This window comes from Geodermatophilus normandii (assembly GCF_003182485.1).
GTDB lineage: Bacteria > Actinomycetota > Actinomycetes > Mycobacteriales > Geodermatophilaceae > Geodermatophilus > Geodermatophilus normandii.
In genome coordinates this window covers 2,624,558-2,647,666 of record NZ_QGTX01000001.1, presented here as the reverse complement: position 1 = coordinate 2,647,666, position 23,109 = coordinate 2,624,558, and the positions used below count along the sequence as shown (strand labels likewise).

23 protein-coding genes are annotated in these 23,109 nt (G+C 76.1%); 12 read left to right on the top strand and 11 right to left on the bottom strand.

Annotated features, from left to right (window positions below):
* The first annotated feature begins 105 nt into the window (after nt 1–105).
* The 6 genes from JD79_RS12995 to JD79_RS12970 all read left to right on the top strand — a co-directional run bounded on the left by JD79_RS12995 (nt 106) and on the right by JD79_RS12970 (nt 4,078).
* The gene (locus JD79_RS12995; RefSeq protein WP_170149189.1) at nt 106–528 is read left to right on the top strand and encodes an excalibur calcium-binding domain-containing protein; all 423 of its coding nucleotides are present in this window, start codon (nt 106–108) and stop codon (nt 526–528) included.
* Nucleotides 529–767: 239 nt separating this feature from the next.
* Nucleotides 768–1,241 carry a class F sortase gene (locus JD79_RS12990; RefSeq protein ID WP_245900070.1) on the top strand — a complete coding sequence of 158 codons (474 nt, stop codon included), beginning with the start codon at nt 768–770 and terminating at the stop codon, nt 1,239–1,241.
* Nucleotides 1,242–1,328: 87 nt separating this feature from the next.
* On the top strand, nt 1,329–1,541 hold the full coding sequence (locus JD79_RS12985; protein ID WP_110005856.1) for a hypothetical protein: 213 nt from the start codon (nt 1,329–1,331) through the stop codon (nt 1,539–1,541).
* 241 nt (nt 1,542–1,782) lie between these two features.
* A complete protein-coding gene (locus JD79_RS12980) occupies nt 1,783–2,202 on the top strand; it encodes a DUF1810 domain-containing protein (protein ID WP_110005855.1) in 420 nt (139 codons plus the stop codon).
* A gap of 178 nt (nt 2,203–2,380) precedes the next feature.
* Nucleotides 2,381–3,436 (top strand): glutathione S-transferase family protein, encoded by a 1,056-nt coding sequence (locus JD79_RS12975; protein WP_245900069.1) that lies wholly within the window; start codon nt 2,381–2,383, stop codon nt 3,434–3,436.
* A 9-nt stretch (nt 3,437–3,445) separates the two neighbouring features.
* Nucleotides 3,446–4,078 carry a TMEM175 family protein gene (locus JD79_RS12970; RefSeq protein ID WP_110005853.1) on the top strand — a complete coding sequence of 211 codons (633 nt, stop codon included), beginning with the start codon at nt 3,446–3,448 and terminating at the stop codon, nt 4,076–4,078.
* Nucleotides 4,079–4,081: 3 nt separating this feature from the next.
* On the opposite strand, the gene JD79_RS23070 is transcribed toward JD79_RS12970, so the two are convergent.
* The 7 genes from JD79_RS23070 to JD79_RS12940 all read right to left on the bottom strand — a co-directional run bounded on the left by JD79_RS23070 (nt 4,082) and on the right by JD79_RS12940 (nt 9,460).
* Nucleotides 4,082–4,324: a hypothetical protein gene (locus tag JD79_RS23070; protein ID WP_110005852.1), complete on the bottom strand. Its 243-nt coding sequence runs from the start codon at nt 4,322–4,324 to the stop codon at nt 4,082–4,084.
* A gap of 51 nt (nt 4,325–4,375) precedes the next feature.
* Nucleotides 4,376–4,603 (bottom strand): hypothetical protein, encoded by a 228-nt coding sequence (locus JD79_RS12960; RefSeq protein WP_110005851.1) that lies wholly within the window; start codon nt 4,601–4,603, stop codon nt 4,376–4,378.
* A 54-nt stretch (nt 4,604–4,657) separates the two neighbouring features.
* Entirely contained in the window at nt 4,658–4,903 is a 246-nt protein-coding gene (locus JD79_RS12955; RefSeq protein ID WP_211307956.1) for a hypothetical protein, read from the bottom strand.
* A gap of 49 nt (nt 4,904–4,952) precedes the next feature.
* Nucleotides 4,953–5,117 (bottom strand): hypothetical protein, encoded by a 165-nt coding sequence (locus JD79_RS22645; RefSeq protein WP_170149188.1) that lies wholly within the window; start codon nt 5,115–5,117, stop codon nt 4,953–4,955.
* Nucleotides 5,118–5,440: 323 nt separating this feature from the next.
* On the bottom strand, nt 5,441–7,873 hold the full coding sequence (locus tag JD79_RS12950) for a hypothetical protein (protein ID WP_110005850.1): 2,433 nt from the start codon (nt 7,871–7,873) through the stop codon (nt 5,441–5,443).
* 88 nt (nt 7,874–7,961) lie between these two features.
* A complete protein-coding gene (locus JD79_RS12945) occupies nt 7,962–8,696 on the bottom strand; it encodes an alanyl-tRNA editing protein (protein WP_110005849.1) in 735 nt (244 codons plus the stop codon).
* Between the two features lie 29 nt (nt 8,697–8,725).
* Nucleotides 8,726–9,460 carry a type 1 glutamine amidotransferase gene (locus tag JD79_RS12940; protein WP_110005848.1) on the bottom strand — a complete coding sequence of 245 codons (735 nt, stop codon included), beginning with the start codon at nt 9,458–9,460 and terminating at the stop codon, nt 8,726–8,728.
* 136 nt (nt 9,461–9,596) lie between these two features.
* Between JD79_RS12940 and JD79_RS12935 the strand changes: the two genes are divergently transcribed.
* Complete coding sequence (locus JD79_RS12935; protein WP_110005847.1) at nt 9,597–10,217, top strand: hypothetical protein; 621 nt, start codon at nt 9,597–9,599, stop codon at nt 10,215–10,217.
* A gap of 48 nt (nt 10,218–10,265) precedes the next feature.
* On the opposite strand, the gene JD79_RS12930 is transcribed toward JD79_RS12935, so the two are convergent.
* The 4 genes from JD79_RS12930 to JD79_RS12915 all read right to left on the bottom strand — a co-directional run bounded on the left by JD79_RS12930 (nt 10,266) and on the right by JD79_RS12915 (nt 16,175).
* Nucleotides 10,266–11,342 (bottom strand): acyl-CoA dehydrogenase family protein, encoded by a 1,077-nt coding sequence (locus JD79_RS12930; protein ID WP_110005846.1) that lies wholly within the window; start codon nt 11,340–11,342, stop codon nt 10,266–10,268.
* Nucleotides 11,343–11,424: 82 nt separating this feature from the next.
* Nucleotides 11,425–12,594, bottom strand: a complete 1,170-nt coding sequence (locus JD79_RS12925; RefSeq protein WP_110007678.1) for an acyl-CoA dehydrogenase family protein — start codon at nt 12,592–12,594, stop codon at nt 11,425–11,427.
* A gap of 127 nt (nt 12,595–12,721) precedes the next feature.
* Nucleotides 12,722–15,370: a SpoIIE family protein phosphatase gene (locus JD79_RS12920; RefSeq protein ID WP_110005845.1), complete on the bottom strand. Its 2,649-nt coding sequence runs from the start codon at nt 15,368–15,370 to the stop codon at nt 12,722–12,724.
* A gap of 7 nt (nt 15,371–15,377) precedes the next feature.
* Nucleotides 15,378–16,175: an alpha/beta fold hydrolase gene (locus JD79_RS12915; protein WP_245900068.1), complete on the bottom strand. Its 798-nt coding sequence runs from the start codon at nt 16,173–16,175 to the stop codon at nt 15,378–15,380.
* Between the two features lie 157 nt (nt 16,176–16,332).
* On the opposite strand from JD79_RS12915, the gene JD79_RS12910 reads away from it, so the two are divergent.
* From JD79_RS12910 to JD79_RS22215, 5 genes are all read left to right on the top strand, one after another.
* Nucleotides 16,333–17,265, top strand: coding sequence for a hemerythrin domain-containing protein (locus JD79_RS12910; protein ID WP_110005844.1), 933 nt, complete (start codon nt 16,333–16,335; stop codon nt 17,263–17,265).
* Nucleotides 17,266–17,474: 209 nt separating this feature from the next.
* A complete protein-coding gene (locus JD79_RS12905; protein ID WP_110005843.1) occupies nt 17,475–18,152 on the top strand; it encodes a hypothetical protein in 678 nt (225 codons plus the stop codon).
* A 252-nt stretch (nt 18,153–18,404) separates the two neighbouring features.
* On the top strand, nt 18,405–20,717 hold the full coding sequence (locus JD79_RS12900; protein ID WP_110005842.1) for a HelD family protein: 2,313 nt from the start codon (nt 18,405–18,407) through the stop codon (nt 20,715–20,717).
* 58 nt (nt 20,718–20,775) lie between these two features.
* Nucleotides 20,776–21,906, top strand: a complete 1,131-nt coding sequence (locus JD79_RS22220; protein WP_146220435.1) for a hypothetical protein — start codon at nt 20,776–20,778, stop codon at nt 21,904–21,906.
* Nucleotides 21,903–23,108, top strand: coding sequence for a hypothetical protein (locus JD79_RS22215; RefSeq protein WP_146220434.1), 1,206 nt, complete (start codon nt 21,903–21,905; stop codon nt 23,106–23,108). The genes JD79_RS22220 and JD79_RS22215 overlap by 4 nt, the downstream gene beginning before the upstream one ends.
* Nucleotide 23,109: the final 1 nt, after the last annotated feature.

The following is a 23,109-nucleotide window of genomic DNA, read 5'->3' as shown; positions in this document are numbered from 1 at the left end:
AACTCGCGCGCCTGAGTTCGTCAGGTCACGCCTGTCGTCGATCCCGGGCGAGACCGCACCGTCTCCTTAATCTCCTGAGTGACCCGCACCTCACTAGGAGTGATCATGCGCATCCGCAGCACCGTCGCTGCCGCCGTCCTGGCGGCCGGCTTCTCCGTGGTCCTGGGCGGCACCGCCTCCGCGGCCGACCGCGACTGCCCCGACTTCACCTCTCAGGCGGAGGCTCAGGCCGCGTTCGACGCCGTCCCCGGCGACCCCGAGCGCCTCGACGACGACAACGACGGCATCGCCTGCGAGAGCTACGCCTACGCGCCGGCCGCCAGCGTGACCCCCGGGCCCGCTGGCACCAGCACCGCCCCGGCCACCGTCGGTCAGGTCTCCACCCGTCCGGCCGGTGCCGTCGCCGCTGGTGACGGCAGCTCGTCCGACGAGGGCAGCAGCCTGCCGTTCGTCCTCGGTGGCGTCGTGTTCGTCGCCGCTGGTGGGGCCGCGGTCGCCGCGCGCCGCACCGCCCGCACCCGGGCCTGACCCCCGCAGTGCCGCACCGCGCAGCGGCCGCTCCCGCCGAGGCCTCCGAGGCCTGGGCGGGAGCGGCCGTTGCGCTGTTGGTGGTCGGTGCTCTGACGATGGGCCTCTCGGCCCAGCAGGGAGCGGGGGGCACGCACCGGGTCTCGTCCGCGCCGGTCACCGTGTCCGAGGCGTCGTCCGCGCGTCCGGGTGGACGGGTCCTGGACCTCGACCTGCCGGTCCTCCCCGACTCCGCCGGGATGCCCCAGCTCGTGCTGCCGGCGTCTGAGCCGACGCGCGTCTCGATCCCCGCGCTCGACATGACGTCGCGGCTCATGGACCTCGGCCTGATGCGCGATGGGTCGATGGAGGTCCCGCCGGGCGCCTATCCGGCCGGCTGGTACGACCGGTCGCCGACACCCGGTGAACTCGGCCCGGCCGTCCTGGCCGCGCACGTCGACTGGGCCGGACAGCCCGGGGCCTTCTCCGGCATCGACGAGCTCGTGCCCGGTGACGAGGTCGTCGTCGACCGGGCCGACGGGACCTCCGCGGTCTTCACCGTCGACCGTGTCGAGGAGCACCCGAAGGACGAGTTCCCGACCGACGAGGTGTACGGGGACATCGCCCATGCCGGCCTGCGATTGATCACCTGCGGCGGAGCCTTCGACCCTGAGTCGGGCGACTACCTCGACAACGTCGTCGTCTTCGCCCGGCTCACCGACTGGAGCTCCTGACGCCGGGCTGCATCCGTCCCAGGTCGTTCTCGGCCTGCCGATAGCGGAGGAGAACGGGCGCACCCACGCCCCTGCAGAGAGGACCGCATGCTCCCCCGCACCCGGCTCGCGTCCGTCCGGGGAGCACCCGGCCCGCTGTCCACCGGCCACCTGCTGGCCGACTGCGAGCGGTGGTGCCGGGACAACCTCCCGCCGCGGCCGGTGCGGCGGCTGCGGTCCGTGCCAGCGCCCGCCTCGACCCGCGCGGCGTCGCTCCGGGCGGGCGCCCGCGCGCTGACCCAGGCGGCGAAGGCCGGCTGAGTCCCGGCGCCGGCGCGGCCACCCGGGTGTCGGGCCGGCACACACCGGGCACGGGCGGACGGTGACCGGCACCGCGCGATCCACCGCCCGCCCGATGCCCGGCATCCCGCCCGCGGCCGGAGACTGCGGCGTCGACCCGGACCGCACCGAGGTCCCCCGCCGCGGCACCGTCCGCGCTGGACCTGCGCCAGGGAACCGGGACCGGCGACGACCCGGCCGACACGACCTCGGGAGACCCCGCATGACCGACCCCCACGAGCTGCACCGCTTCGTCGACGCGCAGACCGACACCTACGCGCAGGCCCTGTCCGAGCTGCGCGCGGGGCGCAAGACCAGCCACTGGATGTGGTTCGTCTTCCCGCAGGTCGCCGGGCTCGGCCGCAGCGCGACGGCGCAGCGCTTCGCCGTCTCCGGGCTCGACGAGGCGCGCGCCTACCTCGCCCACCCGGTGCTCGGCCCGCGGCTGGTGGAGTGCGCGGAGGCACTGACGTCGCTGCCCGGCCGCGATGCCGCGGCGGTGCTCGGGGCGGTGGACGCCCAGAAGCTGCACTCGTCGATGACGCTGTTCGCGCACGCCGACCCGTCGCAGCCGGCGTTCCGCGCCGTCCTGGAGCAGTACTTCGGCGGGCAGGAGGACGAGGCGACGACGGCGCGGTTGTAGTCCCGCGCGAACTCGTGCTCTGCCCCCGATGGGGGGGCAGAGCACGAGCGAGCGCAGGGCACCTCCCACCCCGCTCGCGCCGCGGGACCCCTGGGGACCCGGGGCACGGCTGTGCGGGGAGTTGCGGACCGCGGCGGTCCACCGGGCGCGGGGAGCCGCCGTCGGCGAGGCTCGACCCGTGAGCGACGACACGGGATCCGGTTACGTCACCAGCGGCCAGGAGTACAGCCGCGACACGAACTACATCACCGACCGGATCACCTCCGACGGCTCGAGCCCGTGGCCGGTCGAGCCCGGCCGCTACCGGCTGGTCATCGCCCGCGCCTGCCCGTGGGCCAACCGCGCGGCGATCGTGCGCCGCCTGCTGGGCCTCGAGCCGGCCTTCTCGATGGGCATCTGCGGGCCCACGCACGACGAGCGCAGCTGGACCTTCGACCTCGACCCCGGTGGCCGTGACCCCGTGCTGGGCTACGAGCGGCTGCAGGAGGCGTTCCTCGCCCGCGACCCGGAGTACCCGCGGGGGATCACCGTGCCGGCGATGGTCGACGTCCCGACGAAGGCCGTCGTCACCAACGACTTCGTGCAGATGACGCTGGACTTCTCCACGCAGTGGACGGCGCACCACCGTGACGGCGCCCCCGACCTCTACCCCGAGCACCTGCGGGACGAGATGGACGAGGTGATGACGCGCGTCTACACCGAGGTCAACAACGGCGTGTACCGGTGCGGGTTCGCCGGCGACCAGGCCGCCTACGACAAGGCCTACGACCGGCTGTGGACGGCGCTGGACTGGCTCGAGGAGCGCCTGGCCACCCGGCGTTTCCTCATGGGCGACACGATCACCGAGGCCGACGTCCGCCTGTTCACCACGCTGGCCCGGTTCGACGCCGTCTACCACGGCCACTTCAAGGCCAACCGGCAGAAGCTCAGTGAGATGCCGGTGCTGTGGGCCTACGCGCGTGACCTGTTCCAGACGCCCGGGTTCGGCGACACCACCGACTTCCCGCAGATCAAGGAGCACTACTACGTCGTCCACGCCGACATCAACCCGACGCAGGTGATCCCGATGGGCCCGGACACCCGCACCTGGCTGACCCCGCACGGCCGCGAGGAGCTCGGCGGCTCGCCCTTCGGCGACGGCACCCCGCCCGGCCCGGTGGCCGCCGGCGAGGAGGTGCCGGCCGCGCACGGCCCCGGCGGCATCGGGCACCGGCCGGACGCCGAACGCCACTAGCCTCCCGGCATGGCCGACGGCGACCCGCTCGACGCGGACGCCGCCCAGGTCGACCTCGAGGCCGCCCAGCGACTGACGTTCTTCTCCGACGCCGTCGTCGCCATCGCCATCACGCTGCTGGCGCTGGACCTGCCGGTGCCGGAGGGCGGGACGGCGTCGGCCGTGCTCCGCTCACTGGACGACCACCAGTACGACTACCTGGCCTTCCTCATCGGGTTCCTCGTCGTGGCCGCGCACTGGACGGGGCACCACCAGGTGTTCCGGTGGCTGGTCGGGGTCCGGCCGCGGCTGGTGACGCTGAGTCTGGCCTGGCTGCTGCTGATCGTCCTGACGCCGTTCCTCACCCGCGTCCTGACCGAGGGCGACCTCGACGTCGTGCGGTTCGGGATGTTCGCGGTGGCCCAGGCGCTGCTGCAGCTGGTGTTCGCGGCCATGGTGTCGCTGGCCGTGCGCGAGGGACTGTTCGCGCCGGGGACGCCGCCGTCGATCACCGCCCGGCCGTGGAACGACGCGGCCGGCGGCGCGCTCGGGTTCCTCGTCTCGGTGCCGCTGTTCCCGCTGGTCGGCCGGTGGGCGTTCGTGCTGTGGGCGGCCGTGCCGGTGCTCTACGGGCGGCTGGTCACGCGCCGCCTGCGGGACTGAGCGTCAGCAGCCGCCCCCGCCACCGTCGCCGCCGCCGCCACCTCCGCCGTCGAAACCGCCGCCGAGACCCCCGCCGTCGAAGCCGCCGGCCGCGTAACCGCTCCCGGCGACGTAGCCGACGTGGTGCGCCGGGCGCCCCGGGATCGCGCCGTACGCGTCCCCGGCCGTGCCCCTCCGGAACCGCTGCATGCCGTAGGCCATGAGCACCAGCGCCGCCACCACCGCGATCACCACGACCGTCGTCATGGCGGAACTGTCCCGCGACGGAGCCCGTCGCGCCAGAGGCGCGCGGCGGTCTCAGTCCGGGCGCCCGCCGGCGCTCCCACCGTCGGAGAGGCTCCCGGAGTCGATGCTGTCGGCCCAGACCTCGGAGCCGCCCGGGGCGGTCGCGCCGTGCCAGGGGCCGTAGCCGGCGTGGCCGGGGTCGAACGCGTCCGGATGGCCGGCACCCGGCTGCGGCCCCTGCCAGGACAGCACCAGGTAGAGCACCAGGACGACGAGCGCGACGAGGGAGAGCGCGGCCACGGACGGGGACCGTGCCCGACCGCGGCCTCCGCCGGTACGGGTCGGCGCGCGGGATCAGTCGCCGCCGCCACCGCCGCCGCCATCGCCCCCACCGCCGCCGTCGCCGCCCCAGCCGCCGCCGTCGGAGTGGCCGTGGCCGTGGTGCCCGCCGTCGTAGGAGCTCCCGTCGCCGTACCAGCTCGCGCCGGAACCGTCACCGGCGGAGTGGCGACCGGGAGTCCTCCGGGCAGCACGCTGCGCCGCAGTGGCAGCGGCCAGGACCAGCACGACGAAGGCGACGACGACCACGGTGACGATCACGCGCGCACTGTGCCCGACGGCGCGCCCGTGCGACAGGCCTTCGCGCGGCTCAGCTCGCGGCGCGCTCCCCCGGCAGGTCGTCGTGGCGCCGCGCCGTCTCCGCGGCATCGGCCAGGGTGTCCCGGTCCAACCACTCGAGGAGGAACCGGGAGCCGTGCACGTCGACGACGGTGGCGCGGTCGGGCAGCGGACGCAGCACGCGCGGGGTCGTCATGACGTCATGACAGCACATCGACGTGTCGGGCGCATGGCTGCAGGGCGTCGTCCGGATGTCGCGTCAGAGCGGTCGACGGGGGCGGGGGCGGCGGTGCTGCCACCGCCCCCGTCGTCCTGAGAGCTGGGCGGGGAGGTCAGGGGTGCCGCAACCGCGAACGGCCGTACACGGAACCCCCAGCCCCGATACCTCCCCGCCCGGTGGCCCGGACCCAGCGGGAGCCAGGTCGGGGTCACGCCCGGGAAGGCAGCGCACAGCCGGCGATGCGGTGCGGGAGAGACCCCGACCTCGGACCGGCGGCAGGTGCGCGCCTGGCGAGGAGGTCAGTCGGGAGAGAAGGAGGGGTCGCGCAGGACGGCGGAGGCGACGGCCGGAGCCGACGCCGGCGCCTCGACGGAGGAGACGGCGGAGGGGGGCGCCCAGGCCGGGCAGATGGCGGCCATCGCGGTCAGCGACATCGAGGACGACATCGTGGGCGCGGACGGCGCGATCGGCTTGGGCTCCGGCGGGGACGTGGGCTCGGTCGGGAGGTCGGTGCCGAGCGGCGGCGCGACGGGCTCCGAGGCGGTGGTGTGCTCGCGCGACACGGTGCTGCTGACCGGGACGACGGCTCCGGCCGTGGAGGTCAGCCACTGGGCGAGATGGCCGGTCTGCATCAGGGCGACGGAGAGCGGCACCTCGGTCACCGCGGCGGTCGCGCTGGCGGTCGGGACGACGGCGGTGACCGGCGCGACGGAGGACGGCGCGGCGGTTGCCGGCGCGGCGGTGGACGGCTCGGCGGTGGACGGCTCGGCGGTTGACGGCTCGGCGACGGCGACGCTGGAGGTCGTCGTGATCGCCGGGTCGCCCGTGCCGCCGACCGCCGGGACCTCGACGACCGGTGCCGCCGGCGTGGCGACGACCTCGACCGGCTCGACGACCGGGGCCACGACCTCGGCCGGCTCGACGACGACCTCGACCGGGACGACGGGCTCGACGACCGGGGCCACGACCTCGACCACCGGCACCGCGACCGGAGGCAGGACCTGCTCGACGACCGGCGTGACGACAGGCGGCAGGACCTGGTCCACGACCGGCACCACCACGGTGTCGATCACCGGGACGACGGGCGGGACGACGGGCGGGACGACGACCTCGACGACGGGCACGACCGGGTGGACGACGTTCTCGATCACCGGCAGAACCGGCTCGAGGACCGGCTGCACCACCGCATCGACGACCGGGGGCAGTACGTGCTCGACGACCGGCACCACCGGTGCCACCACCGGCGGCAGCACGGGCTCGACGACCGGCGGCACGACCGCATCGACGACCGGGACGACTGTGTCCACCACCGGGGGCAGCACGGGCTCGACGACCGGGACCACCGGAGCCACCACCGGAGGCAGCACCTGCTCCACGACCGGCGGCACGACGTGCTCGACCACGGGCACCACCGGCGCCACCACCGGAGGCAGCACCTGCTCCACCACCGGCGGCACGACGTGCTCGACGACCGGCGGCAACACCTGCTCGACCACGGGCACCACCGGCGCCACCACCGGAGGCAGCACCTGCTCCACCACCGGAAGCAGCACCTGCTCCACGACCGGCGGCACGACGTGCTCGACGACCGGCGGCACGACCTGCTCGACCACGGGCACCACCGGCGCCACCACCGGAGGGAGCACCTGCTCCACGACCGGCGGCACGACCGCATCGACCACCGGGACGACTGTGTCCACCACCGGGGGCAGCACGTGCTCGACGACCGGCACCACCGGAGGCAGCACGCGCTCCACGGGAGGCCCGACGCGCTCCACGACCGGAGGCAGCACGCGCCCGACGGGAGGCCCGACGCGCTCCACGACCGGAGGCAGCACGCGCTCCACGACCGGCGGCACCGGCTCGACGACGGTTCCCACCACCGGCACGACCGGCTCGACCACGGTCTCGACGACCGGCTCGGCCGCCTCTCCTGGAACGTCCACGACCGTCTCGACCACCGGCACGACCGGCTCGATTACGGTCTCCACGACCGGCACAACTGGCTCAGTCACGGTCTCGGTCACCGGCTCGACCACGGTCTCCACCACCGGTTCGACCGGCTCGGCCACCGTCTCGACCACGGTCTCCACCACCGGCGCCACCGGCTCGACCACCGTCTCGACGACCGGCTCGGCCACGGTCTCGGCCACCGGCGCCACGGGCTCGGTCACCGGCTCGACCACGGGCGCCACCGGCTCGGTCACCGTCTCGACCACCGGCTCGACCGTCTCCACGGGAGCGTTCACGACCGGCTCGGCGATCGTCTCGGCCACCGGCGCCACGGGCTCGGTCACCGTCTCGACCACGGGCGCCACCGACTCGGCCACCGGCGCCACGGGCTCGGTCACCGTCTCGACCACGGTCTCGACCACCGGCGCCACGGGCTCGGTCACCGTCTCGACCACGGTCTCGGCCACCGGAGCCACGGGCTCGGTCACCGTCTCGACCACCGGCTCGGTCACCGTCTCGACCGGCTCGGCCACGGTCTCGACGACCGGCTCGGGGGTCGCGGCGGCGTCGTCCACGACCGGCGCAGGGGCGACCCCGTCGACCGTCTCGACGACGTCCTCGGCCGCTCCGCCCAGCAGGGAGCCGGCGGGAGCCAGCGGATCGTCGGCGGCACGAGCCGTACCGGAGACCAGGAGGAGGAGTGCATACAGACCGGCCGCCAGCCAGGCCAGGAGGAGGACCTTCCGGGGCCAGGCAGCAGCGACCGCGCTGCCATCCACCCCCCGCGAAGAAGGTCTCCTCCGCACGCAGGAAGACTAGAACGGCCCTAATCGGAACGCTCGTCGATCATGGGGTCGCGCCGCCGGCTCAGACGATGCGCACCCGCAGCCGGCGGAACCCGCGCCCCTTGTTCTCCATCTTGACCACCTCGACGCGGCCGACCATCGCCGTCGAGGCCACGTGCGTGCCGCCGTCGGCCTGCAGGTCCAGCCCGACGATGTCGACGATGCGGACCTGCTCGATGTCGGGCGGCAGCAGGTCGGTGGCCGTCCGGATGAGGTCGGGGATGGCGTACGCCTCCTCGCGGGGCAGCGTGCGCACCTCGATCCGGCGGTCGGCGGCGATCTCGGCGTTCACCGCCTCGGCCACCCGGTCCTTGAAGTCGCCCGGCACCTCGGCGAGGTCGAAGTCCATCCGCGCGGTCAGCGGCTCCATGTTGCCGCCGGTGACCTTGGCGCCGAAGTCGCGCAGGACGACGCCGGTGAGCACGTGCAGCCCCGAGTGGGTGCGCATCAGTGCGGTCCGCCGCTCGTCGTCCAGGGCACCGCGGACGGCGGTCCCCGGCGGCGGCAGGGGGTCCCCCTCGACCGGGACGAGGTAGAGCTCGTCACCCCTGCGCGTGCCGGCGATCCGGGTCCGGACACCGCCCCACAGCAGCACGCCCTCGTCCGGGGGCTGCCCTCCGCCGCCCGGGTAGAAGGCCGAGCGGTCGAGCACGATGCCCTGCTCGGGGTCGGCCGCGACGACGGTCGCGTCCCACTCCCGCACCGTGGCGTCGGCGAGGTCGAGGCGGTGGGTGTGCCCGTGCCGGTCAGCGCTCACGGACACGCATCCTGCCGAACGCCCCGGGCTCAGGCCGCCGTCTCCTCCTCCGCCGGACGCACGCGGGCGGCCCGGGCGAGGAACGCCTCGACCAGCCGGGCACAGGCCGCAGCGGCCCCGGACTCCCGCTCGGCGATCTCCCGGCGCAGCCCCGGCACCTTCGCGGCGGCCTCCGGCGGCGGTGGGCCGGTCAGCTCCCAGGTCTCCTCCCACGCGGAGAAGGCGCCGGGGTCGATCTCCGGGTGGAACTGCACCCCCAGGTGCGGGCCGGACACGAACGCCTGGACGGCGCGGGCGGTCCGGGCCACCTCCACCGCGCCCGGCGGCACGGTGAACCGGTCGCCGTGGTACTCGAACCACGGGCCGGCGGGCACCAGCGCGGGGTCGGCGGTCTCGACGTCGAGGAAACCGTGCTCGCCCTCCGGCGCCGGCGACACCTCGCCGCCGAGCACCCGCGACAGCGCCTGCCCGCCGAAGCAGACGCCGAGCACCGGCGTCCCGGCGTCGACCGCCCGCCGCAGGTAGGCGAGCTCGGCGCCCAGCCACGGCACGGTGTCGTCGTAGGCCGCCGCGCCGGAGCCCATGACCACGAGCGTGCCCAGCGTGGCGGGATCGGGCAGGTCGGTCAGCAGCGGCGAGGGCCCGACCGTCGTCCCCACGACGACCGCCAGCCCCTGGGCCTGCAGCGCCGGCCGCAGGGCGCCGACGAGGCGGTGCCCGCGGGACGGGTCGGCGTCGTGGACCAGGACGAGCGCGGTCTGCATGCGCCCAGTATCGGCAGACTCACCGACCGTCCCGGACGTCCCGCGCCGGGCGCCCCCTTCCCAGGGAGCGCCGACGCGAGCAGGCTGTCGCCCGCGGCGGTGCCGCACGGGCACGCCGCCCCTGAGAGGAGCGGCCATGTACGCACGCTCGACCTCCGTCGCCGGCACCCCGGACAAGGTCGACGACGGGATCGCGTTCGTCTGCGACGAGGTCATGCCCGCGCTCACGCAGATGCGCGGGTGTGCCGGCCTGTCGATGCTCACCGACCGCGACACCGGCCGGAGCGTCGTCACCTCGTCGTGGAACGACGTCGAGTCGATGCGGGCCAGCGCCGACCGGGTGCGCGGGCTGCGCGAGCAGGCCGCGGAGGTCATGGGCGGCCCCGCGGAGGTGCAGGAGTGGGAGATCGCGGTCATGCACCGCCGGTCGGAGGCGCCGTCGGGCGCCTGCACCCGGGTGACCTGGTGGCGCACCGACCCCGCCGGCATCGACCGCGTGCTCGACGCCTACCGCAGCGTCCTGGTGCCGCGGATGGAGGACTACCCCGGCTTCTGCAGCGTGAGCCTCATGATCGACCGGGAGGGCGGCCGCGCCGCCTCCGCGGTGACCTTCGAGGACCGCGAGGACATGGACCGCGGCCGCGTGCACGCCCGGGCCACCCGGGACGACTTCGCCCGGTCCATGAAGATCGAGATCACCGACGCCGCCGAGTTCGACCTCGTGCTCGCCCACCTGCGGGCGCCGGAGACCGTGTGAGGACCCGCGCCTGTCCGCCTCCCGCGCGCGGGAGGCGGACAGGCGCACTCACACGACGGCGGTGAAGGCGGGCCAGACGTCGTCGGGGCCCGCGGCGACCAGCGCGGCGCCGAGGGTCCGCGACCAGGCCAGCTCGGTGCCGGCCTCGTCGCGCCACGACCAGCAGCGCCGGGTCAGGTGGTGCAGCCGGTACTCCTGCGTGAAGCCGATCGCGCCGTGCACCTGGTGGGCGAGCTTGGCCACCCGCTCGACGGCCTCCCCCGCGCGCACCTTGGCGGCGGCCGCAGCCAGCACGACGGTGTCCTCGCCGCGGCCGAGGGCCTGGACCGCGGCGTCGACCAGCGCGGCGGTGCTGGTGACCTCGCCGGCCATCTGCGCCAGCTCCATCTGGATCGCCTGGAACTTCCCCAGCGGCCGGCCGAACTGCTGCCGCTCGCCGGCGTACTGCACGGTCCACGCCAGCACCTGCTCGAGCGCGGCCGAGATCTGCACCGCGCGGGTCAGCGCGTAGCGCGCCCGCAGGGTGGCGGCTCGCGCGGGCGTCAGCAGCGCACCGGGGACACCGACGCCGTCGAGCACGAGGGAGCCGCGCGGCTCACCGGCCAGGTTCACCGCCGACGACGCCGTCAGGCCCGAGGCGTCGACGACGGCGAGCACCGCGCCCTCGATCCCCGCCGGCGGGGTGGCCAGCACCGCGACGTGCCGCGCCACGCCCGCCCACGGCACGTCGGTGGCGGTGCCGGTGAGCACGAAGCGGCCGGGGCCGTCGCCGTCGTCGGAGGGCTCGGCGGCCACCGTGCCCTCGACCGCCACGGTGAGCGGCTCCTCGGGCGAGGGCAGGTCGAGGTCGGCGGCCACCAGCGCGGGCCCGGCCACGAGCAGCTGCTCGGCCACGGGCACCGCGGCGGCGCCGGAGGCCAGCGTGCGCACGATCGCGACGGCGTCGGCGAGCTCGCCGCCGGAGCCGCCGGCCTCCTCGGGCAGCCCGACGCCGGTCAGCCCGGCCTCGGCCAGCGCCGACCACAGGCCCTCGTCCCACGGCCGCTCGGGCGTGAGGACGAACGGCTCGAAGCCGCTGAGGATGTCCCGGACGGTCTCGACCACCAGGTCCTGGTCGGATGCCATCAGCGCTCCGCTCCCTTGCTCGACACCGCGCTCGCTCCGCTCCTCGGTCGCTGGCGCTCCCTGCGATGCTCACTCGCTGTGGTCATCGCAGGCCCAGTCCTCGCGCCACGATCCCCTTGAGGATCTCGTTGGTGCCGCCGCGCAGCGTGTAGCCCGGCGCGTGCAGCTGTGCCTCGGCCAGCGCCCGGCCCAGCGGGTCGGGGCTGTCCAGCGACGCCGGGACGTCGACCACCCGGCGCACCTCGTCGACGACGTCCTGCTCGAACGTCGTCCCCATGTCCTTGACCAGCGCGGCCGGGATGTCGGGTAGCTCGCCGCGGTCGAGCGCCGCCGCGATCCGCAGCGACAGCTGGCGCAGCGCCAGCGCCCGCGAGGAGAGCCGGCCGAGGACCGCCAGCTGCGCGGGGTCGCCGGTGGCGGCGGCGCGGCGGCCGAACTCGGCGAGCAGCGGCCAGGTGGAGAGGAACCGCTCGGGCCCGGAGCGCTCGAACGCCAGCTCGGCGGTCACCTGGTGCCAGCCGGCGCCCTCGGTGCCCAGCAGCATGTCGCCGGGGACGACGACGTCGGTGAACACGACCTCGTTGAAGTGGTGGCCGCCGTCGAGGATGCGGATCGGGTTGACGCTGATGCCCGGCAGCGACAGGTCGACCAGCAGCTGGGTGAGCCCCTGGTGCTTGCCGCGCGGGCCCTCACCGGGCGGCCCGGTGCGCACGAGCACGATCCCGTAGTGGGAGTGGTGCGCGTTCGACGTCCAGATCTTGGCGCCGTTGACGACGAAGTCGCCGTCGGCGTTGCGCACCCCGCGGGTGCGGATCGAGGCGAGGTCGGAGCCCGAGTCGGGCTCGCTCATCCCGATCACGAAGTAGCACTCCCCCGCGGCGATGCGCGGCAGGATCTCCTTGCGCTGCGCCTCGGTGCCGTAGCGCAGCAGGTTCGGCCCCGACTGCCGGTCGGCGATCCAGTGCGCGGCCACCGGGGCGCCGGCGGCCAGCAGCTCCTCGGTGACGGCGTAGCGCTCCTGCGCCGTGCGCTCGTGCCCGCCGTACTCCTTGGGCCAGGTCATGCCCAGCCAGCCGTGGGCACCGAGCTTCCGCGAGAACTCCGGGTCCACGCCGGACAGCCAGGTGTCCACGTGCGTGGTGAAGGTCCCGGCGGCGAGCTCCTGGGCGAGGAACTCCCGGACCTCGAGGCGGACCCGCTCCGCGGCCTCGGACGGCGGCGCGGGTGCCAGGGTCAACTGGTTGCTGCTCATGACGGACACGTCCCCACGTCGGCGTGGCAGTTGTCACCGTCGGTTGTACAGGTCACCGCCGTGTCCCACCCGCGCGCGGGGGTGTCGGGTGCCCCACTCGGCGGCCCGGCGTCCTCAGGCGAGGAGCTCAGCGGTCGTCGCCGCCGGGGAAGGCGTCGCGGGCGAGCAGCCGCAGCCCGTCGGCGACGTCGCCGGCCACCGTGGTCAGCCGGTCCACCGCGCCGGTGACCAGCCGGCGCACCGCGGTCGGGTCCAGCCCCAGCACCGAGCCGAGCCCGGCGGCGACGTCGAGACCGGTGAAGGCGACCGGGAGGGCCGGCGCCTCGACCCGCTCGGGTGACCACCGCATCGCGTCCCCGGAGACGCTGACGTCCCCGCTGGCCCCCTCGAGGGCGTCGGTCAGGTCACTGCGCGCCTGGTCCACGGCCGCCTCCTCGCACCCGGCCCCGGTGACGGGGCGGTGGCTGCGATGGTCCGCTCCCCGCCCGGGACCCGCCAGACGGTCGGCGGCCGCCCGGGTGAGCACGAGCAGGGCGACGTCGTCCGCGCGCCGGGGGCCGGCCAGCGCGTCGAGCAGCCGGTCGCACAGGGCGCCCGGGTCGGTGGTCCCGCCCTCGACCGCCACGGCGCGCAGGCGCTCGAGTCCCGCGTCGAGGTCGGCGGTGCGGCTCTCGACGAGGCCGTCGGTGTAGAAGACCAGCGTCGCGCCCGGGTCCAGCCGGCCCGACCACTCCGGCGCCGGGCCCGGCGGTGCGCCGAGCAGCCGCCCGGGCACGACGTCGAGCAGCTGGGCACGCCCGTCGGCGACCAGCAGCGGCGGCAGGTGGCCGGCCGAGGCGATCCGCAGGTCGCCCGTCGAGGGGTCGAGCCTGGCGAACAGCGCGGTGGCCATGCGCGGCAGCCCGAGCAGCGGCCAGCTGCCGTGCAACCGGTCGACCAGCGCCGCCGGCCCGGGCCGGTCCACCAGCAGCGCGCGGTGCACGCTGCGCAGCTGGCCCATCGTCGCCGCGGCCGTCACGTCGTGGCCGACGACGTCGCCGACGGCCAGCGCCACGTCCCCGCCGGGCAGCGGGACGACGTCGTGGAAGTCGCCGCCGACGTCGGCGCCGCGGCTGGCCGGCAGGTAGCGCACGGCGAGGGTGTAGCCCGGCACCTCCGGCGGCGCGGGCGGCAGCAGGCTGGCCTGCAGGGTGTGGGAGGTCCGCCACTCCAGCTCGTGGCGCTGCGCGACGTCCATGCCCTGCGACATCTGCAGGGCCAGCTGCTCGGCGGTCTCGACGTCGGCCTCGGTGAACAGGCCGTGGCGCGCGTCGGCGCCCAGCGAGATCACGCCGAGCGGCCGGTTCTCCAGCACCAGCGGCACGCAGATGAGGTCGGTGAGCTCCAGCGCCCGGCTGACCGCCAGGTGCCGCGGGCTGGTGGTGAAGCGGGCGAGCTCGGCCTCGTCGACGCCGCGCAGCCACACCGTGCGGTGCTCGACCATCGCCCGGACGCTCGGGTGGGAGCCGTCCCGGCGGGGCAGGTGGACGTCGCGCAGCTCCTCGATCAGGGCGCGGCGCGCCGGGTCGGCGTGCGCGACCACCGGCTGCACTAGCCCGCTCTCGGTCATCAGGTCGATGACGCACATGTCGGCCAGGCGGCTGACCGCCAGCTCGGCGAGCTCCCCGATCGTCTCGGCGACCCCGTGCCCGGCGGCCATGAGCCGGGCGGCGTCGAGCAGGAACGCCGAGCGGGTCGCCTGGCGGGCGGTCTCCTGGTGCAGCCGGACCCGCTCCAGCGCCTGCCCGGCCTGCCGGCCGAGGGTGGCGAGCAGCTCCGCGTCGGCCTCCGGCAGGGAGCCGCGGGTGCCCGGCTCGGCCAGGCTGATCAGCTCGCTGTCGCCGACCACGCCGAGGACGAGCACGAGGGCCCCGAGGTGCCGGTCGTCGGCGGCCGACACCGGGACGACGACGACCGCGTCCTGCCCGGCCCCGACCAGCGCCTCGGCGAGCTCCGGCCAGGCCGCGGCCAGCGCCGGCCCGACCGGCACCGTGCGCACCCCGCCGGTGCGCACGAGGTCCGCCCCGCCCCCCGCGGCCGCGGTCAGCTCGGTGAGCAGCGCGGGCGCCAGCCCGTCACTGGCGGCCAGGACCACCGGCACCGGCCCCTGCCCGGAGACGTGGTCGGGCCGGGGGGCGGCCAGCCACAGCGCGGCGCCGCTCGCGTCGACCGCGGCCCGGGCACGGCGGACGACGACCTCGGCGACCTGCTCCGGCGAGGCGGCCGCGGCCAGCTCGGAGACCACCTGCTGCAGCGTCCGCGCCCGCCGCTCGGCCTCCGTGGCGGCCCGCTGCGCCGACAGCAGCGCCCGCTCGTAGCGCCGGCGCGAGGTCGCCTCGAAGACGGTGGTGCGCACCAGGAGCGGCCGGCCGGCGTCGTCGCGGACCTCGATGGCGTTGACCAGGCACGGCAGCACCGAGCCGTCGGCGCGGACGACGTCGAGGGCCGCCTCCCGCACCGCCCCCTGCAGGCGCAGCAGCGGCGCCAGGTGGGTCTCGTAGAACACCCGGCTGCCGGGGCTGAGGAGGTCGGGCAGGCGCAGGCCGACGACGGCGCGGGGCGTCAGGCCGGTCCAGTCGCAGAACGTCCGGTTGACCTTGACGACCCGCCCGTCGGGCACCAGCGACAGGTACCCGCAGGGCGCGTTCTCGTAGAGGTCGGCGGGGTCCTCCACCAGCAGCCGGGCGAGCTCATCCGGCTGCTCGAGCCGGTCCCGGGGGGCTGGGGGGTCTGTCACGGCCGGATCAGGGAGCGCGCAGGAAGGCCCGGATCGCCGCGGTCGTCTCCTCGGGCGCCGACAGGTGCGGGCAGTGCCCGGTGGCCGCCAGCCGTCGGAACACGCTGCCGGGGACCCGGGAGTGGACGTAGCGGCCGACCGTCTCCGGCGCGATGGCGTCGTCGGTGCACTGCAGGACCAGGGTCGGGACGCGGACCTCCGGGAGGTCGGCGCGGTTGTCGGAGAGGAAGGTGACCCGCGCGAAGTCGCGGGCGATCCGCGGGTCGGTGCGGCAGAAGCTCTCGGCCAGCTCCGCGGCCACCCCGGGGTTGGCCGGGCCGGCGACCACCGGGGCGAGCGCCGCGGACCACTGCGCCGGGTTGCTGTCGAGGGAGTCCAGGAGCGCGGCGACGTCGGCCCGGCTGAAGCCGCCGGTGTAGCCCTCGTCGTCGACGTAGCGGGGGCTGGGCCCCACCATCACCAGGGCGCCGAAGCGCTCCGGCGCACTCAGCACCGCCAGCACGCCGATCATCGAGCTCACCGAGTGGCCCACCAGGACGACGTCGGTCAGGTCGAGCTCACGGACGACCTCGACGAGGTCGTCGGCGTAGCCGCGCAGCGAGCCGTGCCGCGCCGGGTCGTAGGCCGAGAGGTCCGACCCGCCCGCGCCGACGTGGTCGAAGGTGACCACCCGGTGATCGGCGGCGAAGCGCGGCGCCACGGCCCGCCACATCGTCTGGTCGCAGCCGAAACCGTGGGCGAAGACCATGGGCCGGGCGGTCTCGGGCCCACTCACGCGCACGCAGTTCCGCGTGATCACGCTCACCCCGCGACCGTAACGGACGATCGGGTGCCTGTCCCCGGCCGGTCGTCCCCGATCGCGCACCGGCCCCTGTCGCGCCGCCCGGCGGGCTCCTACCCTGCCCTCGTCCGGAGCGACCGATCCCGTTCCGGCCTCCCGCCCAGCCGCATCGAGGTGCCCCATGACCGCCGCGACCGCACCGCCGCGTCCTGCCACCCTGCGCCCCGCCGCCACCCGGGCCGGCGACTCCGAGCGCGTGCTGCACCGGCTGGTCCGCCGCGAGCTGCGGCTGCTGGCCGAGCTGTCGACCTGGGCACCGGCCGACGACCCCGCGCGCTCGGCCGCGCTCACCCGGCACGCCGACCTGGTCGGCCGGGTGCTGCTGGGCCACCACGCCACGGAGCGCGACCTGCTGTGGCCGGCCCTGCTGCGCGTGCTGCCCGCCGACCTCGCCGGGCCCGCCCGCGACCTCGTCGCCGACTGGACCGCGCGCTGCGCCGCGGTCGACAACCGGCTGCGCGACCTGTCCACCGCCGCGCGGCAGTGGGCGGTGGCCGGCACCCCGCCGGCCCGCGACGCCTTCGCCCTCACGTGCCTCGACCTCGCGGCCGCCGTGGACGCGCAGACCGCCGCCGAGGAGCGGGACCTGCTGCCGCTGCTGGAGGCGCACCTGCCCGCCCGCGAGTGGACGGCGATCACCCGGGCCGTGCGGCCGGCGCTCAGCGGCCGGGAGCAGCTGACGGTGCTGGGGCTCGCCCTCGAGGACGCCGGGCCAGAGGAGCGGGCGCGGCTGCTGTCGGGGCTGGACCGGGGGACCCGGCTGGTGTGGCGGCTGTTCGGCCGGTCCCGTCACCGCGCGGCGGTGGTCCGGCTGCGGGGGCTCCGCCCGCGCGGTAGCGGCGGAGCCGGGGAGCGGACGCGACGACGGGCCCGCTCCCGGGTCCGCTACCAGCGGGACGTGCCGCAGTCGCGGCAGCGCTTCTTGGCCGTGGTCGTGCTGCCGTGGCAGTTGGGGCAGGTCCAGGTCGCCCGCTCGGTGGTGCGCTCGGTCGGGCGCTCGGTCGTGGTCGTGCTCATGGGTACTCCCCTGTCGTCCGGGAGCCCCCGACGGTAGGCAGCCGGGATGACGGGGAGGTGTCCTGCGGGTTGCGGGACGCTCCGGTCTCCCCGGGCTCCTCCGCCATCCCGCCACGGCCCACTGGCAGGGCACTGGGACGCCGCTGCAAGGAGGCGCCCCAGTCCGCCTGCAGTCCCGCACATGCGGTGCGCGCGAGCGTCCTCGCAGCGAGCCGGACCCCGGCTCCCGACCGAGGAGACACTGCCATGACCCGCACTGCTCAGCCCCGCACCCGCCTGACCCGCGCCCTGCTGCGGACCGCCGTCCCCGCGACCGCGGTCGCCGCCGTGCTCGCCACCGCCGGCCCGGCGTCGGCCGGCGGCTACGACCACAACGCCTACGACACCGACGCGAACGGCTGGATCGACCTCTACGCCTTCGACGACAGCGGCGACCGGTACGAGGACACCTGGGCCGTCGACTGGGACGAGAACGGCTACGTCGAGCAGGTCGCCGTCGACACCGACCTCGACGGCTGGGCCGACACCTTCGCCTTCGACAGCGACGAGGACGGCTACGTCGAGGAGGTCGGCGTCGACACGACCGGCAACGCGCTGCCCGACGTGTGGGGTGCCGACACCGACTACGACGGCTACGTGGACGCGGCGGCCTACGACGTCGACGACGACGGGTACGCCGACTACTCCGAGGCGATGGCGCCGACCTCCTACGCCTACGCGTCGGTGACCTACGTCTTCGCCGAGGCCGAGGGCTGGTCCTACTGGGAGCTCTCCGTCGAGTACGGCTACGGCCTGACCAGCGGCCACGGGTCCGACGACACCGGCATCGAGTCCCCGGACGCCGGCCCGCTGCAGATCACGGGCAACAGCGCCGGCGACGACGCGGTGACCGACGCCATCGACGCGCTGGCCGACCTGTTCTGAGCCAGCAGACGAGTCCGGTGGGTCGTGGAGCCGGCGCCGGTCGGGCGGACGGGGGCACCCTCGCCCTCCTCGTCCCCGGCGCCGGCGGCCCCGCACGGGGCCCGGTGGCGCAGACCTCTCCCCGACACGCGGGCGGGACGTGACAGGACGGGGGGAAAAGGCGCAGGATGGTCGATTGCCGCGTGCGCCAGGAATGGCGCACGAAATGGCACCGGAACCGAACTGGCGACCATTCTAGCAGAGGGAAGTGCATTGCCGGCCACCCCGTCCGACGTCGTCCCCGACCCCGAACTGGCCCGCGAGCAGGAGTACGTCACCGACCTCTACACCCGCCTGGACGCCGCCCGTGAGCTGGCCGAGCGCCGCTGGCGCCAGGCGATCTCCTGGCCCGCCGTCGACCCGCAGGCGCTGCAGGAGCGCGACGCCACCGTCCGCTTCCACGGCGAGCGGATGGTGGCCTTCGACGCCGCCGAGGCCGGCCTGTGCGTGGGCCGCATCGACCGCGCCGACGACGGCGGGTCGCTCTACGTCGGCCGCATCGGCCTGCCCGGGGACGACCCCGCGCAGGACCCCGCGCTGGTCGACTGGCGGGCCCCGGCCGCGCGCCCGTTCTACGTGGCCACGCCGGTGCACCCGCTGGGCATCGTCCGGCGCCGGCACATCCGCACCCGCGGGCGCACCGTCGTCCGCCTCGACGACGAGGTGCTGACCACCGGCGTGGCCGGGTCGGGGCTCACCGGCGAGGCCGCGCTGCTGTCGGCGCTGGACGCGTCGCGCACCGGGCGCATGACCGACATCGTGCGCACGATCCAGGCCGAGCAGGACCGGATCATCCGCAGCGACGCCGCCGGCGTGCTCGTCGTCCAGGGCGGCCCGGGCACCGGCAAGACCGCGGTCGCGCTGCACCGCGCGGCGTACCTGCTCTACACCCACCGGGAGCGGCTGGCCCGCCGCGGCCTGCTCGTCGTCGGCCCCACGCCGACCTTCCTGCGCTACATCGCCGACGTCCTGCCCTCCCTCGGTGAGACCGGCGTGCTGCTGTCCGGCCTCGGCCAGCTGCGCCCCGGCCTGGACGCCCGCGGCGAGGAGTCCCCGGAGACCGCGGCGGTCAAGGGCCGGCTGGAGATGGTCGAGGTGCTGCGCACCGCGATCGCCGCCCGCCAGGTGGTGCCCGCGGCGCCGCGCGAGGTCGAGGTCGACGGGTTCCGCCTGCGGCTGCGGCCCATCGACGTCACGCGCGCCCAGGCGGCCGCGCGCCGCGCCGACCCGCTGCACAACCTGGCCCGGCCGTTCTTCGTGCGGCGGGTCGTCGACACGCTCACGAAGCGCTACGCCGACCGGCTCGGCCGCGACGTGCAGGCCGGCGCCGAGCTGCTGGACCGGGAGGACGTCGCGGCCCTGCGCCGGGAGGTGAGCGAGGACCGCGGCGTGCGCTCGCTGCTGGCGGAGCTCTGGCCGGTGCTCACCCCGGAGCGGCTGCTGACGGACCTGTTCGCCGACCCGGACCGCATCGCCGCGGCCACCCCGGGCTGGTCCGACGCCGACCGGGCGCTGCTGCACCGCCCCCGCGGGTCGGAGTGGACCCCGGCCGACGTGCCGCTGCTGGAGGAGGCCGAGGAGCTGCTCGGCTTCGACGACAGCGCGCAGCGGGCCCGCGCCGACCGGGACCGGCAGCGGGCGCTGCGCCGCGCGCAGGAGACCCTCGACGTGCTGCACGGCTCGCGGTCGGTGGACCTCGAGGACGAGCACCTGGAGGCCGAGGTGCTCAGCGCCGGCGACCTGCTCTCGGCCGAGGACCTCGCCGACCGGCAGCGCGAGCTGGACCTGCGCACCACCGCCGAGCGGGCCGCCGCCGACCGCACCTGGACCTTCGGGCACGTCGTCGTCGACGAGGCGCAGGAGCTGTCCCCGATGGCCTGGCGGCTGCTCGTGCGCCGGTGCCCGACGCGGTCGATGACCGTCGTCGGCGACGTGGCGCAGACCGGCAGCCTGGCCGGCGCGCAGCGCTGGGACGCCGTCCTGCGCCCGCACGTGGGCGACGCGTGGCGCCTGGAGGAGCTGACGGTCAACTACCGGACGCCGGCGGAGGTCATGGAGGTGGCCGCCGACGTGCTCGCCGCGACCGGCACCGGGCTCACGCCCCCGCGGTCGGTGCGCACCGGTGGCACGCCGCCGGGAGCCGAGGTCACCGGCGAGGCGGAGCTGGCCGCGCGGGTGGCGGAGGTCGCGGCGGACCTGGCCGCCGCGGAGGGGACGACGGCGGTGCTGGTGCCGCCGTCGCGGCTGGCTGGCGTGGTCGCGGCGCTGGGGGCGCTGCGCCCGGACGTGCAGTCCGGGCCGGGCGCGGACTCCTCGCTGGGGCCGGTCGTGCTCGTCCCGGGCGAGGCCAAGGGCCTGGAGTTCGACTCGGTGGTGGTCGCCGATCCGCAGGGCGTGCTCGACGAGGGCGTGCGCGGGCTCAACGACCTCTACGTCGCGCTCACCCGGGCCACCCAGCGGCTCACCGTGCTCTCCCCCGGCCCGCTGCCCGCGGTGCTCGACCGGCTGGCGCCTGCGGTCGTCTAGCGACCGGCCGCAACCGGCGCGGCAGTGCGGCGCAAGCGGGCTCCGGAGGCTGGGTGGCGTGTCCCGATCCCGCCTGCTGACCCCGCTCGCCCTGCTGCCCGCCGTCGTCCTCGCCACGGCCTCCTGCACCGCCGCCCCGCCGGTGCAGGAGGCCGCGCGGATCGCCGTCCCCGCTCTCGGCGACGCCGCGGACGCCGAGTACGCCGAGGCGCGGGCGGTGCACCCCGGTCCGGACGGCACCCTCCTGGTCACCGTCGGCAACGTCCTGCCGGAGGCTCCCGCGACGCTGGCCGTCGTCGACCCCGACGACGCCGCGGTCCGGGTCTCCGCCCAGCTCACCGCCGGGACCGACCCCGACACCGCGTTCGGCTGGGAGGGGTCGGCGGTCGTGGCCGGGACCGTGTGGCCCGGCGCCGGGCCGGTCGCCTACGCGCTGCAGGTGGTCGACCCCGGCACCGGCGCGGTCACCGCCAGCCTGCCGGTCGCGCTGCCCGAGGGCGCCACGCTCTCCGGCAGCTCCGCGGTGCTCGGGTCCGACGGCGTCCTCTACGTCGCGGTGTCCCGCATGGACGCCGGCCCGGTGCTGCTCGCGGTCGACCCGGGCACCGGCGCGGTCCGTGCCTCCGCTCCGCTCGACCTCGGCTCCGCGGCCGCCGTCGACGACCAGGTCGTGGTGGCCGACGTGGCGACGGCACCGGACGCCGGCACGGTCGCCGTCGTCGCGCAGGTCCTCGACGGGCACGCGGTCGTGGTCACCGTGGGCACCGACCTCGCGCCGGTGCGGGTCCCGGTGGTGCTGGCCCCGGACTGGCCCTCCTCGACGGCCGGGGCGGTGGCCGTCGACCCCGACGGCACCGTGTACGCGCCGGCGTACGGCCGCCCCGGGGACGGGCAGGTGGTCGAGTCGCTGTTCACCGTCGCGGCCGGCGAGGAGACCGCGACGCCGCTCGCGACCCTGCGGGTCGCCGCCGACGACGTCGCCGTCGCGGACGGGACGGTGTGGCTGTCCGGCGGCACGGCCCGGGGCACGTCGCTGAGCTCCGTCGACGGGGCGACCGGGGTGGTCAGCGACCCGCTGTACCTGTGCGACGACGGGTCCGGCGCGGTGGCGGCCGGCGACGACGGCCGCGTCGCGGTGACCGCGGACTGCGACGGCGGGGCCGTGCTGTGGCTGCTGGAGCCCCGGTGAGCGCGCGCCGCCGGCTCCTGGCGCCGCTGGCCGCCGCGGCCCTGCTCGCGCTGACCGCCTGCTCGTCCGGGACCGCGGCCGCCCCGCCGTCCGACCCGCCGTCCGACCCGCCGGTGACCGAGCGGGCGCGGACCCCCGTCACCGTGCCCGGCAGCGGACCGGCCGGGGACCACACCGACGTGCGCGGCGTCTTCGCCGGCCCCGACGGGACCACGCTGGTCGTGCTCGCCGGGGCCGACGCGACGGCGGGCGACGACAGCGCCCCGGGCGCCGCCCTCGCCGTCGTCGGGTCCGACGGCACGACCGTGCAGGCGTCGGCCGAGCTCGCACCGGGCTCGAGTCCCGACACCGCCTTCGGCCGGCAGGGCCGGGCGGTCGTGGCCGGGCTCGTCTGGCCGGGCACCGGGCCGATCGGCTACGGCCTGCAGGTCCTCGACCCGGACACCGGGACGCCCGGCGCTCCCCTGCCCGTCGCGGTGCCCGCGGACGTGTCGCTGACCGGCTCGGCGGCCGCCCCGGGTCCCGACGGCGTCCTGTACGTCGCCGTGTCCCGCGGCGGGGGCGCGCCCGTGCTGCTCGCGGTCGACCCCGACACCGGGGACGTGCGGGCATCGGCCGAGGTCGCCGTCGACCCGGGGACGTCGCCCGCCGAGGTCGTGGACCTGGCGGTGGCCCCGGACGGCTCGCGGGTCGTCCTGACCGTCACGGCACCCGGCGCGGAGCAGTTCGCGCCGTCGCGCACGCTGATGGTCACCGTCGGACCCGACCTCGCGCCGCTGCGCGCACCGGTCGACCTCGCACCCGGGTTCGTGCGCTCCCTCGCCGTGGACGCGGTGGTCGCCGGTGACGGCACCGTCTACGCGGTGGTGCGCGGCGCCGACGCCGACCGCGTCGACCGCGAGCACGTGGTCGCCGTCGGCCCGGACGCGACGGCGCCCGAGGTGCTCACCGCCGACGGCACCTTCGCCGGCACGCCGGTCACCGAGGTCGCCCTCGACGGCACGACGCTGTGGGTGACGCTGCAGCGGGAGGCGGCCGCGGCGTCGGTGCTGGCCGTCGATGCCCGCACCGGCGAGGCCGGGACACCGCTGGAGCTGTGCGACGAGCTGGTCGGTCGGCTCCTGGCCGGCGACTCCGGCACCCTCGCCGTCGCCGCGCGGTGCGGCGACGAGGCCGTGCTCTGGTGGCTCGACCCCCGCTGAC

Coding starts and splice junctions, on each gene's coding strand:
- JD79_RS12985 (WP_110005856.1), top strand. CDS start 1,329: ATGCTCCCCCGCACCCGGCTCGCGTCCGTCCGGGGAGCACCCGGCCCG.
- JD79_RS12935 (WP_110005847.1), top strand. CDS start 9,597: ATGTACGCACGCTCGACCTCCGTCGCCGGCACCCCGGACAAGGTCGAC.
- JD79_RS12910 (WP_110005844.1), top strand. CDS start 16,333: ATGACCGCCGCGACCGCACCGCCGCGTCCTGCCACCCTGCGCCCCGCC.
- JD79_RS12940 (WP_110005848.1), bottom strand. CDS start 9,460: ATGCAGACCGCGCTCGTCCTGGTCCACGACGCCGACCCGTCCCGCGGG.
- JD79_RS12980 (WP_110005855.1), top strand. CDS start 1,783: ATGACCGACCCCCACGAGCTGCACCGCTTCGTCGACGCGCAGACCGAC.
- JD79_RS12905 (WP_110005843.1), top strand. CDS start 17,475: ATGACCCGCACTGCTCAGCCCCGCACCCGCCTGACCCGCGCCCTGCTG.
- JD79_RS12995 (WP_170149189.1), top strand. CDS start 106: ATGCGCATCCGCAGCACCGTCGCTGCCGCCGTCCTGGCGGCCGGCTTC.
- JD79_RS12970 (WP_110005853.1), top strand. CDS start 3,446: ATGGCCGACGGCGACCCGCTCGACGCGGACGCCGCCCAGGTCGACCTC.
- JD79_RS23070 (WP_110005852.1), bottom strand. CDS start 4,324: ATGACGACGGTCGTGGTGATCGCGGTGGTGGCGGCGCTGGTGCTCATG.
- JD79_RS22645 (WP_170149188.1), bottom strand. CDS start 5,117: ATGACGACCCCGCGCGTGCTGCGTCCGCTGCCCGACCGCGCCACCGTC.
- JD79_RS12990 (WP_245900070.1), top strand. CDS start 768: ATGCCCCAGCTCGTGCTGCCGGCGTCTGAGCCGACGCGCGTCTCGATC.
- JD79_RS12930 (WP_110005846.1), bottom strand. CDS start 11,342: ATGGCATCCGACCAGGACCTGGTGGTCGAGACCGTCCGGGACATCCTC.
- JD79_RS12925 (WP_110007678.1), bottom strand. CDS start 12,594: ATGAGCAGCAACCAGTTGACCCTGGCACCCGCGCCGCCGTCCGAGGCC.